Raw genomic sequence first — 14,338 nt, 5'->3', positions numbered from 1 at the left:
GAAAGAGGCTACTTCAGGAACTCGGACAGGTTGTCCTTGGTGATGAGCGTGAACGGCAGCGTGTAGCGGTTGTCCACGTTTCCACCGTTCAGGAAGTCGGTGACCACCTCAACTGCCTTGACGCCCTGGCCCGCTGAGTCCTGGCGGACGGTAGCGGACATGGTGCCACCCTTGATGTCCTGCAGCGCCGGCTCGGTGCCGTCGACGCCCACCACGGCCTTGAACTCGGCAGTGCGGCCAGCGTCGGCAATGGCGGAGGCCGCACCAATGGCCATCTCGTCATTGTTGGCGACAACGGCGTCGATCTGGCCGGACGGGAAGCGCTGCAGGGTGTCCTCCATGTTGCGCTTGGCGTCATCGCGGCTGCCCTTGGCCTGGAACTCGGCCACGATCTTGAAGTTCTTGTTGATGGTCTTGTCGAAGCCGTTCTTACGGCGATCGGTCCACGAGGCGCCGTAGATGCCGGCTGCGAACACGAGGTTGCCGCCGTTGGGCATCAGCTTGTTGAGGTATTCGGCCTGCATCTGGCCGGCCACAGTGTCATCCACGCCGATGTAGCTCTTGTAGCCAACATCCGAGCCCTCGGCGAACTCGGTGGACAGGATGAACAGGGGGATGTTGGCTGCTATGACCCGCTTGGCCGCGTTCTGGCTGGCATCGCCATCCAGGGGCTGCATGATCACGGCATCCACTTGGCGGGTCAGGAGGTCCTCAACCTGGTTCAGTTCGCTGCCAACGTCCTTCTTGGAGTCGGTGATGTTGAGCTTTACGCCCTTTTCATCAGCCGTCTTCTTCATGGCGTCGGTCATGTGGGCCAGGTCCGGGTCCTGCAGGTCAAGGACCACAACGCCGATGTTGTAGGTCTTGGCCGCTCCGCCGCTGCTGGTCGCGTTGCTGCTTCCCGCGCAGCCGGTGAGGGTGAGTGCCCCCGCTGCCATCATGGCGACCGCCGCGGCGATCTTACGTCGCATACCCATGGTTGTTCCTTTCAGTGGTTTTTTGTCTGTGCGTTGGGAGATTGTTGTTGCCTATGTTTTGGTTAGTCCGACTTCCAGCGGTTCAGCAGGACGGCGAGCACCAGGATCACGCCCTGGACGCCTTGCTGGAAGTAGGAGGAAACGCCCATCAGGTTCATGCCGTTCATCACCACGCCCAGGAGGAGTACGCCGATGACGGTTCCGCGGATGGTGCCGACGCCGCCGAAGAGGCTCGTTCCGCCAATCACGACGGCGGCAATCACCTGGAGTTCGTAACCGGTACCTGCCACCGGTGCGGCGCCGTCGAGACGGGCAGTGAGTACCAGGCCACCGAGTGCGGCAGTGACGCCGCCGATGAGGTAGACCATGAAGAGCACCCGGCCTGTTGAGATGCCGACCTTCTTGGCTGATTCCTCGTTGCCGCCCACGGCGTAGACGTGGGAACCGAACTTGGTGCGGCTCAGCACGAACTCGCAGATGATGGCAGCCACCAGGAAGATGATCACGGGAACCGGGATGGGGCCCAGGAAGCCGGATCCGAGCCACTCGGCCGGACCGCTGAGACCGGAGACAACCTGGCCGTCGGTGATCACGAGCGCCGCCGTGCGGGCTATGGCCATGGTGGCCAACGTTGCCAGGAAGGGAAGGATGGCTCCCCAAACCACCATCGCTGCGCTGAGGAAGCCCACCAGGAGGCCGACGCCCAGGCCGGCGATCAGCGGCAGCCAGAAGGCGCCACCACTGGCGGGGGCAAGCAGGGCGAAGGTCATGCCGGCCAGGCCCACCACCGATCCCACGGACAGGTCGATTCCTGCCGTGATCATGATGAAGGTCATTCCCAGCGCTATCAGCCCGATGATGGAGGACTGCCTGACCACGTTCACGATGTTGTTCAGGGTGAGGAAGTTCGGGGCCGCTGCGGCGAGGAAGACCAGGATCACCACGAACAGGATGATGATTCCGTAGTCCCCAATGAACCGCTTGACCTTGGTGGCGGTGAGGCCTTCCTTAAGGTCGGCGGGACCCAGCTTGGTCTTGAGGTTGTCCATGGTGATGCTCATGAGTCGCTCCCGTTGGTGGTACCGCGTGCGGAGAAGGCATCAACGGTTTCCATGGATGAAGTGCTTCCGATCTTGCGGCGGTCCTCGGGAATGCCGCTGCCGTGGTCGACGTAGTCGTCCAAGGTGCCGTGGGAAATCAGGTGGGCCACCTGGGCCTCGGAGACCTCGCCCACGCGGAAGCGTCCCACTACCTGCCCTTGACGCATGACGGCGAAGCGGTCCGCCACTGCGAAGGCTTCGTCGAGGCGGTGCGTAATGATGATGACCGCGATGCCCAGGTCCTTGAGCCGCTGGGTGACCTCGATGAGCTTGTCCACCTTGGCCACCGACAGGTTCGCGGTGGGCTCGTCCATGATGATCAAGCGGGCGTCGAAGGCCAGTGCGCGTCCGATCGCCACAGCCTGCCGCTGGCCGCCGGAGAGTCGCTTCACCTTGAGCCGCGGGTTGATGGGAATGTCCAGGCGCTCCAGCACGCGCTTGGTCTCGGATTCCATCTTCTTCCTGTCGATGATCCTCAACAGCGGACCCAGGATGTTCTTCTGGGGCTCGCGGCCCAGGAAGATGTTGGTCCGGACATCCAGGTTGTCGGCCAGGGCGAAGTCCTGGTAGACCATCTCGACGCCCTGGTCCCGGGATGCCGATGGGGTGGGGAACGCAGCGGCCTTCCCGTCCAGCTCGATCGAGCCCCGATCGGGCTGGTAGACGCCCGTCAGAACTTTCATGAGCGTTGATTTGCCGGCGGCGTTGTCTCCAAGAAGAGCGAAGGTTTCGCCGGGCATGACATCGATGCTGACTCCGCGCAGAGCGGACACCGCCCCGAATGTCTTGTGTATGTCCTTTAGGGCGACCAATGGAGTTGTCGCCGGTGGTGCGTCGGTCATCTCATCCTCGTTTGATAGGGCCATGCAAATGAACCGGTGAAACACCTTTGGCGATGGACCATCAAACAACGTTGTTCGACTTTGCAGGTTCCGGGGTAATTCAAGAAAGCCCCATAACTGCGTGACCTTCGCCACACTGTTTCACTTACTTGAACTTTGACGGATTGGATAACCGGGCATGTGTGCCACTTTGGAACACGGACCTGCCGGAATTGTTGCTGCGGGAAACAATTCTTGGCTGTTGAGTCTTTAAAAGGACAAAGCCCGGCCCAGGCACGGATTGTTGCGAAAGAATCCGTGCCCGAACCGGGCAGTCAAGGGGCTACGCTGACAGCTCCACGGCTATGGCGGCGCCTGTCCGGGCGGACTTCTCCGCCGCGTCGGCCAGGATCAAGGCAGCACGGCCGTCCTCGAAGCCGGGGCTCCGGGAAGGAAGGCCACGGACCGCGCGGAGGAACTCGGCGACCTCAAGCCGGTACGCCTCCGCGTAGCGCTCCAGGAAGAAGTTCTGGTACGGGCCCATGCCCTCGACGGACCGGGCACCCCAGTGCCGCACCAGGCTGTCGTTCTTGTTGGCCACATGGAGCAAGCCGGTGGATCCAAAGGCCTCAATGCGCTGGTCGTAGCCATACGCGGAATGCCTGGAGTTGAAGATGGTCACGAGTTCATCCTTGGAACCCCGGAGGGTGACCACGGTGGAATCGAAGTCGCCCGCCTGCCGGATGCCGTCGCTGAAGACGTTGGCACCCCGGGCCGAGACCTCCACGATGTCAGGGAGGAAGTAGCGGGCCATATCCAGGTCATGGATGGTCATGTCCCGGAAGATTCCGCCGGACTGGGGCAGGTAGGCCGCCGGGGGCTCCCCTGGATCCCGGCTGGTGATGATCAGCTGCTCCAGGGCACCGATCTCACCCGCCCCCACACGCCGCCTGAGCTCCACGAAGTGCCTGTCGAAGCGTTTGTTGAAGCCCAGGGCGATCGGTACATCCGTGGCTGCCGCCTTGGCCCGGAGGGCGTCGACCCGTCCGATCTCCAGGTCGATGGGCTTCTCGCACAGCACCGGGATGCCGGCGTCGATCGATTGTCCGATCAAGTCCACGTGGGTGGCCGTTGGCGAGGCGACAATAACGGCATCGACTTCCCCGGAGGCAAACACTTCCTCCGGATCGTCGCTTACGCGGCCTCCGAACTCGGCGGCCGTGCGCTTGGCGCCCTCAATGAAGGGGTCGCACACCCAGGCCAACGTTGCTTCTTCGAGTGTCGCAAGGCTCATGGCGTGCACTTGACCGATCCTGCCGGTCCCGAACAGGCCAACCCTGATCTGTTGCGTCATTGCAGGTCTCCAGATATTGAGGTGGTTTATTGCTCGATCTTTTGCCGGCCCAGGCGCGCATAAACATCCGGACGCTTCGAGCGCAGGAAATAGGCGTAGATTATTCCGCCAACGAACAAGGCGAAAGTGAAGGTCATGAAAATGGCCGTCATGACCATGGAGCCGCCGATCAGCTCAGGGTAATTCGCGATTGCCAGGTAGGTGATCAGGCCAAGGAAGATCACGCTGACTATCGGCGCCACAATGGTCTTCCATACGGATTTCGGAGCGAAACTGCGGCGGCGGACAAAATACACCAGCACGGCAAAGCTCGTGATGAACATCAGGAGCAGGACGGAGAACGTGCCACTGCCGCTCGCGATCGGGTAAAGGGCTTCAGGAGCCACCCCTACCAAGGTGAACACCACCGTGGCCACGGCCCAGAGCAAACCAACGCCTACGGCTGAAACGTAGGGGGACTTGTGCCGGGGATGCACCCGGCCCAGGGCCTTCGGAAGCGCACCGTCGGCAGCCAGCGAGAAGCTGTACCGCGCAGCGATGTTCTGGATGGACAGCATGGAAGCCAGGATGGAAGTGATAAGCAGGACCACCCCGATGTCCGCAAAGATCTTGCCTACCAACGCAATGGCGCCGTCGTTGAACAGGTTCACAGTGTTGGCCTTGGCTTCTTCCTGGACGTTGTCCGCTCCCAGGAAGGCCGTGTACGCCCAGGCAGCAACCGCGTAGAACAGACCGATTCCCACTACCGCCAGATAAGTTGCGCGGGGAATGGTCCGGTCCGGGTTCTTGACCTCGTCACGGTAGATGACCGTTGCCTCGAAACCGAAGAAGTTGCCAACTGCGAAGAGCAGCGCCAGGCCCAAACCGGCGTCGGTAATCCACGGCATGGAGAACCCGACGCCCTGTGACACGTCACCGGAAGCGAACGCCGCGACGTCGAAAATGATGACCACGGCAGACTCCAGCAGCATGACCACCGTAAGCACCTTCGCGGACAGATCGATGCGGTTGTAGGCCAGCAAAGTAGTTATGACAATGATGCCAAGCCCGTACCAGTACCAGGGAATGTCCGGACCGCCGAGGGTATTCACCACGAAGCTCTGCAGCGTGAGGGCGAACAGGGACGGCGCAAAGAAGCCGATAAAGATGTAGCCCACCAGCGCCAGGAGTGCACCACCCAGGCCAGCCGGCTTTCCAAGACCCGCTGTGACGAAGGAGTAGAAGCCGCCCGGCGCCTCAACGCTCCGGCTCATCTTGACGAAACCTACCGAGAAGATCAGCAGCATCAACGTCACCAGGAGGTAGATTCCGGGAGCGGTGTGGCCGCTGAAGAGGAGCATCACGGGCAAGGTGCCGGCAACGGTGGTCAGCGGGGAGGAGAACGCGAGCACGTTCATCACGAGCTCGCCCACCCCCATGTTGCCGCTGAGCTTGTGTTCCTGGGTCTGGGTAGGCGTTATCGGCTTCCCTTTTGTTGAGCTAGACATGTAATCCTCGTCACGAAATTAGAGTGCTGAATCACACTACCGACGCGGATTGTGGGAGCACTGTACCAGCTTGGGACACCGGATTTGGAGCGGTTCCGCCGAGCTTTTTCAGGTCCACCACGTCATTGAGAGGCTGGCCCGATTTCCACTGCTGGAGGTTCTTCGCGAAGCAGTCCACAACCTTCCCGCGCCATCCGATCAGGTCCCCTGAAGCATGGGGTGACACCAGGATGTTGTTGCGGCTCCACAGCGGGTTTTCGGCCGCCAAGGGCTCGTTCTCGAAGACATCCAATGCCGCAGCGCCCAGGTGCCCCGCATCGATCGCATCAAGCAGGTCCTGCTCCACCACCACGGCTCCACGGCCCACGTTGACCAGGCGGGCACCCGGACGCATCTTGTCGAAGCGGGCCGCGTTGAACAGCCCGCGGGTCTCCTCGGTGAGCGGGACCGTGAGCACCACGTCCTGGGCCTCGCCGAGGAGCACATCCAGCTCGTCGAAAGAAGCAATCGCTCCGAGCTGGGCGTCGTCCCGGGCAGACCGCCCTACGACGGTCACATCCATTCCCGCGGCACGCAGCAGCAGCACAGTTTCGCGTCCCACCGGACCCGGTCCTACCACCAGCACCTTGCGGTCCAGCAGCGGCTCGGTTTCGCGGTGCTGCCAGGTCCGCGCCTGCTGCAGCTCGATGGTACGGCGCAGGTCCTTGGTGAACATCAACAGAACGCCCAGGACCCACTCAGCGATGGGGCGTTCACAGACGCCCCGCGAGTTGCTGACCACGATGTCGCTGTGGATGATCTCCTGGGTCATGAGGCTGTCCACGCCAATACTGGACGTATGTATCCAGCGGAGGCCACCCGGACCCACTTCGCGCAGCAGCTTGGTCCGGAAGTCGTTGAGGAACAGGATCTCCGTTCCAGGCAGCGCGGCACGGAACTCGTCGGCCGTCCGGACCACCACCACGTCGGCTTCGTCCTTCAAACGCTCCACGGGAGGCACCGGACGGCCTTCCTGGACGATGACAATCACTTTAGGTCGTGACACATTTTCTCCTTTCAAGGGGCGCTCCCGCAGAAGCGCCCCTAAGACTCGTGCTTAGTACGGGCCGCGGCCTACCAGCCGCCCTGCCATCCACTCATCAGGCCGTACGGCAACCGCTGGGGCTCCTCATCCGGCAGGCCCTTGAGGAAGTCGAAGTCGCAACCTTCATGCGCCTGGTTGACGTGGTCGATAAAGAGACGCCCGTAGCCGCGGCGGTACTTCGGCTCAGGCAGTTTGAGTTCCGCAAGCCTGGCTTCGATCTCTTCCTCAGGGAGGTCCAGGTCCAGCCGCTGGTTCTCGACATCCAGCACGATCGGGTCCCCATCGCGGACAATCGCCAACGGACCACCCACCGCAGCTTCGGGCGAGACATGTAGCACGGTTGTGCCAAATGCGGTGCCGCTCATGCGGGCGTCGGAGATGCGCACAATGTCCCGGATGCCGCGGCGCAGCAACTTCTGCGGGATGGGCAGCATGCCCCACTCCGGCATGCCGGGCGCGCCGACGGGACCGCTGTTGCGCAGCACCAGGACCGAGTCCTCGGTGATGTCCAGGTCAGGATCGTCGATCCGCCGTCCGAGATCGTAAATGTCGTCAAAGACAATCGCCGAGCCTTTGTGCTGCAGCAGGTCCTTGGAGGCGGCGCTGCGCTTGATCACGGCACCGTTGGGGGCCAGGGAACCACGCACGACGGCGATGCCTCCTGAGGCGTCAAAGGGCGTCTCGAGTGTGCTCACGACGACCCCGTCCGGCTCGGGTGCGTTGATGTAGCCCTTTTCGAGGGACTCGCCCGTGACGGTCAGGGCGTCCCGGTTCAGCAGCGGGTCCAGCGCCTTCAGCACGGTGGAGATGCCGCCCACCTGGAACAATTGCTGCACCAGGTACTCACCGGACGGGCGGACATTGACGATCCGAGGGGTCCGCTGGGAAATCTCGTGGAAGCGGTCCAACTGCAGTTCGTAGCCGACCCTGCGGGCCAGGGCCAAAAGGTGAACCACTGCGTTGGTGGAGCCGCCCACGGCCATGAGCAAGGTGATGGCGTTGTCGAACGCTTCCTTGGTCAGGATCTCGCTGGGCTTCGGGCCCGACAAGGCCATTTCCACCGCCCGGCGGCCTGTGGCTTCCGCTGCCTGCCCGCGGCGTGAATCGACGGCGGGAATGGACGCAGTGCCGGGAAGGCACATGCCCAGCGCTTCAACGAGCGACGTCATGGTGGAGGCCGTGCCCATTTCGCTGCAGTGACCGGCGGAGGGCTTGGCAGAGGACTCGAGTTCATCGAAGTCCGCCTCGGTGATCTTGCCCGCGCGCAGTTCGTCCGCGTACTTCCACGTGTCCGTGCCAACGCCCAGCTGCTTGCCGCGGAAGTACGCCGGTTCCTGCGGGCCGCCCGTCAGCATGATCGTGGGAATGTCCGCGCTGGCCGCTCCCATGAGCTGTGCCGGAACCGTCTTGTCACAACCACCCAGCAGCACGATGGCATCCAGCGGGTAGGCACGGATGGATTCCTCAACGTCCATGGCCATCAGGTTGCGGAACTGCATGGCCGAGGGCTTCATCAGGCTTTCGCCCAAGGAGATGGTGGGGAACTCCAGTGGCAAACCGCCGGCCATGAGAACACCACGTTTTACGGCATCGGCAAGCAGCTTGAAGTGGATGTTGCAGTTGACCAGCTCCGACCAGGAGTTTGCGATGCCAATGACCGGCCGGTCCTTGATGGCGAAGCGCGAGAAGCCTTCGGCCTGGATGGCAGTACGGTGCACGAATCCCGTGAGGTCGTGCGGCGCGAACCAGTGCGCACTGCGGAGATCGTTGTAGTTCGACTCAGGCATATCTTTCGGAACTCCTTGGTTTGTTCGTGTTGTGAAGTCTTGGGTGAGGCTGCTACGCGGCGGACGTGCCGCCGTCGAACGCCATGCTGGTGCCAGTGGCGAAGGTGCCGTCCACCGCCAGGAAGTAGATGGCCGCCGCTACTTCTTCCGGGGCAGCGAGGCGGTTCAGCGGCACGGTGCTTTCCTTCTCCTGCAGGGCCAGGACGGGGTCCGCCTCGGATTCCAGACCTGACCGCAACATGGGGGTATCGATGGGCCCCGGGCACACGGCGTTGACCCGGACATGGGGCGCCAGTTCCAAGGCGAGCGCTTTGGTGAGGCCTACGACGCCGGCCTTGGCTGCGCAGTAGTGGGCCAGCCCGGCCACGCCCATCGTTGCGAGGTCCGAGGCGACGTTGACGATTGCCCCTCCCCCGGACCTGCGCAGGTGGAGGCCCGCCTCCCGGGCGACGTAGAAGGTACCGGAGAGGTTGGTGTCCAGCACTTCACGCCAGCGGTGCTCGCCCAGGTCTTCGAGTGCCGCGTAGCCGGCAACCCCCGCGGCGTTGACTGCAACGTCGAGCCCACCCAGGGCGTGGATGGCTCCCCTGACTCCGTTCCGGACCGATTCGGCGTCGGCGACATCCGTGACCACCTGGTGCGCACCGCCGTCGATCTCCTCCGCGACGCGCTGCAGTTCGCCCGCGCGGCGCCCCAAAAGGGCCACCCGCGCACCCCGCGCTGCGAAGAGTTTTGCGGTCGCTTCGCCGACGCCGGACGTCGCGCCTGTGACGAGCACCCGCAAGGGTTCCGTCCGATTCCACGTGCTGCGCTCCATCATCGTCGACGGGCTCCTCTTTCTTGGCGTTACTGGACTAGTACGTTCTACTCAAACAGCCGGAGGCCTTCGCCGGATGTCTCAGATTGAGACACAGCGCACACTCCTGGCGTTCATAGGCTGATCCGCAGATGCCGCCTTTCGGCGCGGCACAGCACCGCCGGAGAGCGGCACAAATTAAGGAGTCCACTTTGGAAGACCAGAACCGCATTGGCGTTGGCCTCATCTCGGTGGGGTGGATGGGGCGCCTGCATTCCCGCGCCTACCTCGCCACCAAGCAGTTCTTCCCGGAACTGCCGCGGCACCCCGAGCTGGTGATCGCCGCAGACCCGGACGACGCCGGCCGTCACCACGCCGAGGACGCGCTCGGCTACAAGGAAACGGCTACCGACTACCGGAAGGTGCTGGAGAACCCGGACGTCGAAGTCGTCTCGATCTGTTCCCCTAACTTCCTGCACCACGAGATCGCGCTGGCCACCATCGAGGCAGGCAAGCATTTCTGGATCGAGAAGCCCATGGGCCGCAGTGCCCAGGAATCCCGGGAGATCGCCCAGGGCGCCGAGGCCGCCGGGCTGATTACCTCGGTGGGCTTCAACTACCGGCACACCCCAGCCATCGCCGAGGCCCGACGGTTGATCCGTTCCGGGGCGCTGGGCAAGGTGACCAACGTGCAGATCCGCCTGCTGACCAGCTATGCCTCGGACCCGACGCAGGTGTTCACGTGGCGCTACGAGCAGGCGCGCGCTGGTTCCGGCGTCCTGGGCGACATCCTGAGCCACGGTTTCGACCTGGCACAGTTCCTGGTAGGCCGCATCACCTCGGTCAACGCGGTGACGGAAACCTTCATCAAGGAACGTCCGCTGCCAGCCGGAACGTCGTCGAATTCCTTCAACAAGGGTGAGGCCTCGGATGTGACCCGCGAGGTGGAGAACGAGGACTACACGGCCATGCTTGCCCGGTTCGAGGGCGGTGCAGTGGGCATGTTCGAGACAACCCGCGTCGCGATTGGCCCGCACGCCGAATACATCGTGGAGGTTTACGGCACCGAAGGATCCATCCGCTGGAACTTCGAGCGCATGAACCAGCTGGAAGTCGCAACGGACCGCAGTGGATACCGGACCATCATGACCCCGCCCTCCTTCGGCGAATTCGGGCGCTTCCAGCCCAACGCCGGCCCCGGCATCGGCTTCAACGACCTCAAGACCATCGAGGCCGCGCTGTTCCTGCGTTCGGTGGCCGAAGGCAAGCAGCTTGGACCCTCTGTGGCCGACGGTTGGTCGGCATCGGAACTGGTGGATGCCTCCCTGCGCAGCGCAGAGTCTTCCGCATGGGTGGAGGTCCCGGAAGTCACAGCGAAGACGACGTACGGAGCCTAGTCTTCCAGGGCAAAGAAGGAGGCCGGATCAGCGTGATCCGGCCTCCTTCTCGTATCAGGACTTACTTCGCGAAGCGGAACAGCTTCTTGTTGGCGAATTCCAGCATGCCCACCTTGCCCAGTTCGCGGCCGTAACCGGACTTCTTGACGCCGCCGAACGGCACGTCCGCACCGCTGAGGTCGTAGGCACCCACGAAGACCATGCCGACGTCGAGCTGGTTGCCGACGCGCTCGGCGCGTTCAACATCGTCGCAAATCACCACGGAGCCCAGGCCGTACGGCGAGGAATTGGCGAGCTTGATGGCTTCCTCGTCGCTGCTGACCTTGTACAGCTGCGCAACAGGGCCGAAGAGTTCCTCGCTGTAGACGTCCATGGCCGGCGTGATGTTGGTGATCACTGTCGGGGTGAACACGTTGCCCTGAGGCTCGTTGTTGCCCACCAGGATCTCGGCGCCCTGGTCCAGCGCGCCCTGCACCTGGGAAGCCAGGAACTTGGTCGCCGAGTCCGAGGACATCGGTCCGAAATCGCCGTTCTCGTAGGACTGTCCGGCGATGGCAGCGTTGAACTTCTCCGAGAACTCGTCGAAGTACTTGTCCAACACCACGATCCTCTTGGAACCGTTGCAGGACTGGCCCGTGTTGCCCATGCGGCCCATCACGGCTTTCTTCACAGCGAGGTCTACGTCATTGGTATCGAGCACCAGGAACACGTCGGCGCCACCAAGCTCCAGCACGCACTTCTTCAGGGCACGTCCGGCCTGCTCCGCAACAATCGCACCCACCTGCTCGGAGCCGGTGAGCGAGACACCCTGGACGCGGTCGTCCGCGATCATGGTGGAGATCTGCTGGTGGGTGGCGAACATGTTGACGTAGGCGCCCTCCGGGAAGCCTGCATCGCGGAAGAGTTCCTCCAACGCCAGCGCCGACTCCGGGCACTGGCTCGCGTGCCGGACGATCACCGTGTTGCCCAGAATGATGTTGGGAATCGCGAACCGAGCCACCTGGTAATACGGGTAGTTCCACGGCATGATGCCCAGGATCACGCCGAGGCCCTGGTAGCGGAAGAAGCTCCGCAAACCATCGGCCACCTCCAGTTGCTCATCGGCAAGCCATTCTTCGGCGTGCTCAGCGAAGGCGGCAGCGATGGAGCCGGAGAACTCGGCCTCGCCAGCGGCCTGCTGCAGCGGCTTGCCCATCTCGCGGTTGATGATGGCGGCCAGCTTGTCCTTGCGCTCAACAAAGAGATCCGCAAGGCGTTTGGCCAAGGCAGCGCGCTCGGCCACCGTGGTGGTGCGGGACCACTCCTGGTAGGTCTGCTGGGCGGCGCTGAGCCCGGCTTCCACCTCTGCGTCAGTGGCGGCGGGGTACTCGGCGTGGATGGTTCCGGTAGCCGGATCAGTAACGGCAAATGCGCTCATAATGATTGCTCCTTGGTCAGTAAATCCCGTAAAAGAAACGGGCGGGACCGCTGGATGGAGCGGTCCCGCCCGGTGCGCCTAGCGTGCGTCAGGTGCGGTGGTGGCAGCGTAGAAACGTTGCCGCTCACGGCCCTTGAGGTGCTTGGCAGCACCCTCCAGGGTGGCGGGCCGCTCCGAGGTCATCGGAGCTCCAACGTCCCAGAAGGCGCCGTTGCCGGAGAGGTAGCGCCACGGCTCCACGCGGGCGACGATCACCGCAGGCCCCTCGGCTTGCTGCGCCTCGGTGAGGGCGGCAGAGAACTCCTCGACCGTCGTCGTCGACCATGCCGCACAGCCCATGCTGGCCGCGTTGGCGGCGATGTCGAACTCGAGTACCGCCCCGTCCAAACGGCCGGACTCCTTGCTGCGTTCCCGGTACTGTGTGCCGAATTCGCGGCCCGGACCGCCCTTGGCAACCTGCAGCGGCCAAATGCACTGGTGGCCGCGGTTGTCGATGACGATCGTGATGATCTTCTTGCGTTCCTGGACGGCCGTGACCAGTTCCGTGGGCTGCATGAAGTAGGTGCCGTCTCCGATCAGGACATACACCTCGCCGGGTGCCTCGGGACGGGCCAGACGGTAGCCCAGGCCTGCAGGGATCTCGTGGCCCATGCAGGAGTTGGCGTATTCGAAGTGGATCTCGGTGCCGTTGGACGGATCCCAGGCCTTATGGATGCCCTCAACCACGCCGCCGGAACCAAGGATCAGGGCGTCATCGCTGGTGGTGCGCTTGTTTAGGACGTCGATCACTTGGGCCTGGCTCATGATTTCGCCGGGGAAGGCCTGGAGGTCGTGCTTGCGCACTTCCAGCGTGGCCTTGCGTGCGTCCGCGATGTCGCTGCGGAACTCGTCCGACGTCGAGTACCCGACGGCGGTGAGCCGCTCCCGCAGGCCGGCCAGGTTGAGCCTGGCGTCGCCGATGACGGGGAACGAGCCCATCTTGTGGGCGTCGAACGAACCCACGTTGAGGTTCACGAACTTCACGTCCGGGTTCTGGAACAGCGAATGCGAGGCGGTGATGAAGTCCTGCAGGCGCGAGCCCACGGTAATGACGCAGTCCGCGCCGTCGGCGATCTCATTGGCACCCACGGTTCCGGTCACGCCCAGCGCACCGAGGTTGAGGTCGGTGATGGGTCCGCTTCCCTTGCCGGCATAGGTCTCGGAGACCGGGATGCCGAACTCGGAACTGAAGCGTGCCAGTTCTTCCTGCGCCTTGGAGTAGCGGACGCCGCCACCGGCGATCAGCAGCGGACGCTTAGCGTTGCGGATGATTTCCGCGGCGTCGCGAAGCTCGTCCCCAACAGCCGGACGACGGCGGATGTGCCAGACGCGCGGGGTGAAGAAGGACTCCGGGAAGTCGAACTCCGCACCCTGGATGTCCTGCGGCAGGCAAACCACCACGGCACCGGTTTCCACGGGATCGGTGAGGACGCGCATTGCCTCCGGGAGCGTGGACAGCAACTGGGCGGGGTGCGTGATCCGGTCGAAGTAGCGGCTGACCGGACGGAAGCAGTCGTTGGCGGACACGTCGCGTTCCACCGGGTGCTCGATCTGCTGCAGCACGGGATCGCCGAAGCGGTTGTTGATGATGTCCGCGGGGAACAGCAACACGGGCAGGCGGTTGGTGGTGGCTGTGGCGGCGCCGGAAACCATATTGGTGGATCCCGGACCGGCGGAAGCGGTGCAGGCCAGGGTGGCGGCACGGTTGGACGCCTTCGCGAAGCCGATGGCCGCATGGACCATCGACTGTTCGTTCTTGCCCTGGAAGTGCGGGAAGTCCACACCGTACTCGTCGATGCCCTGGGCCAGGCCCACGGAGTTGCCATGCCCGAAGATGCCGTACATGCCGGCGATCAGGCGGCGCTGTTCGCCATCGAGTTCGCTGTACTGGACCTGCAAATACTCGATGATCGCTTGTGCGACAGTGCGGCGGCGGACGGCCTTTTTATCGGCTGCGATATTGACCTCGGTGCCGATATCAGCAGCGGCTGTGCTAGTCATGCGTTCTCCTAAATTCGTAGGTGCGTCGGCATTTGCAAACCGATTCGCCCGAACATCAGGTTTTCACCGTGGGGAAGC

Annotated in this window: 11 protein-coding genes; 1 reads left to right on the top strand and 10 read right to left on the bottom strand. The window is 63.3% G+C overall.

All coding sequences use genetic code 11. The features are described from left to right. Nucleotides 1-8 precede the first annotated feature (8 nt). The 8 genes from ACIPV6_RS05490 to ACIPV6_RS05455 all read right to left on the bottom strand — a co-directional run bounded on the left by ACIPV6_RS05490 (nt 9) and on the right by ACIPV6_RS05455 (nt 9,430). Nucleotides 9-977, bottom strand: a complete 969-nt coding sequence (locus tag ACIPV6_RS05490; protein WP_144663151.1) for a sugar ABC transporter substrate-binding protein — start codon at nt 975-977, stop codon at nt 9-11. Between the two features lie 62 nt (nt 978-1,039). Beyond that, nucleotides 1,040-2,038 (bottom strand): ABC transporter permease, encoded by a 999-nt coding sequence (locus tag ACIPV6_RS05485; RefSeq protein ID WP_400269901.1) that lies wholly within the window; start codon nt 2,036-2,038, stop codon nt 1,040-1,042. Beyond that, nucleotides 2,035-2,850, bottom strand: coding sequence for an ATP-binding cassette domain-containing protein (locus ACIPV6_RS05480; protein ID WP_400269900.1), 816 nt, complete (start codon nt 2,848-2,850; stop codon nt 2,035-2,037). The genes ACIPV6_RS05485 and ACIPV6_RS05480 overlap by 4 nt, the downstream gene beginning before the upstream one ends. Nucleotides 2,851-3,241: 391 nt before the next feature. After that, complete coding sequence (gene iolG / locus ACIPV6_RS05475) at nt 3,242-4,252, bottom strand: inositol 2-dehydrogenase (protein WP_400269899.1); 1,011 nt, start codon at nt 4,250-4,252, stop codon at nt 3,242-3,244. A 26-nt stretch (nt 4,253-4,278) separates the two neighbouring features. Continuing rightward, nucleotides 4,279-5,739, bottom strand: a complete 1,461-nt coding sequence (locus tag ACIPV6_RS05470) for an APC family permease (protein ID WP_400269898.1) — start codon at nt 5,737-5,739, stop codon at nt 4,279-4,281. A gap of 31 nt (nt 5,740-5,770) precedes the next feature. Further along, complete coding sequence (locus ACIPV6_RS05465; protein WP_400269897.1) at nt 5,771-6,784, bottom strand: D-2-hydroxyacid dehydrogenase; 1,014 nt, start codon at nt 6,782-6,784, stop codon at nt 5,771-5,773. A gap of 68 nt (nt 6,785-6,852) precedes the next feature. Continuing rightward, on the bottom strand, nt 6,853-8,610 hold the full coding sequence (locus ACIPV6_RS05460) for an IlvD/Edd family dehydratase (RefSeq protein WP_400269896.1): 1,758 nt from the start codon (nt 8,608-8,610) through the stop codon (nt 6,853-6,855). Between the two features lie 52 nt (nt 8,611-8,662). Next, nucleotides 8,663-9,430: an SDR family NAD(P)-dependent oxidoreductase gene (locus tag ACIPV6_RS05455; protein ID WP_400269895.1), complete on the bottom strand. Its 768-nt coding sequence runs from the start codon at nt 9,428-9,430 to the stop codon at nt 8,663-8,665. A gap of 188 nt (nt 9,431-9,618) precedes the next feature. Between ACIPV6_RS05455 and ACIPV6_RS05450 the strand changes: the two genes are divergently transcribed. Next, complete coding sequence (locus tag ACIPV6_RS05450) at nt 9,619-10,803, top strand: Gfo/Idh/MocA family protein (RefSeq protein WP_400269894.1); 1,185 nt, start codon at nt 9,619-9,621, stop codon at nt 10,801-10,803. A 61-nt stretch (nt 10,804-10,864) separates the two neighbouring features. On the opposite strand, the gene ACIPV6_RS05445 is transcribed toward ACIPV6_RS05450, so the two are convergent. After that, the gene (locus ACIPV6_RS05445; RefSeq protein ID WP_400269893.1) at nt 10,865-12,220 is read right to left on the bottom strand and encodes an aldehyde dehydrogenase family protein; all 1,356 of its coding nucleotides are present in this window, start codon (nt 12,218-12,220) and stop codon (nt 10,865-10,867) included. 78 nt (nt 12,221-12,298) lie between these two features. Further along, nucleotides 12,299-14,260 (bottom strand): 3D-(3,5/4)-trihydroxycyclohexane-1,2-dione acylhydrolase (decyclizing), encoded by a 1,962-nt coding sequence (gene iolD / locus ACIPV6_RS05440; RefSeq protein WP_400269892.1) that lies wholly within the window; start codon nt 14,258-14,260, stop codon nt 12,299-12,301. Between the last annotated feature and the right edge of the window lie 78 nt (nt 14,261-14,338).

The organism is Paenarthrobacter sp. NPDC089988 (genome assembly GCF_044748465.1).
Classification (GTDB): domain Bacteria; phylum Actinomycetota; class Actinomycetes; order Actinomycetales; family Micrococcaceae; genus Arthrobacter.
The sequence above is the reverse complement of the archived record's forward strand: the minus strand, read 5'-3'. Positions and strand labels throughout refer to the sequence as shown.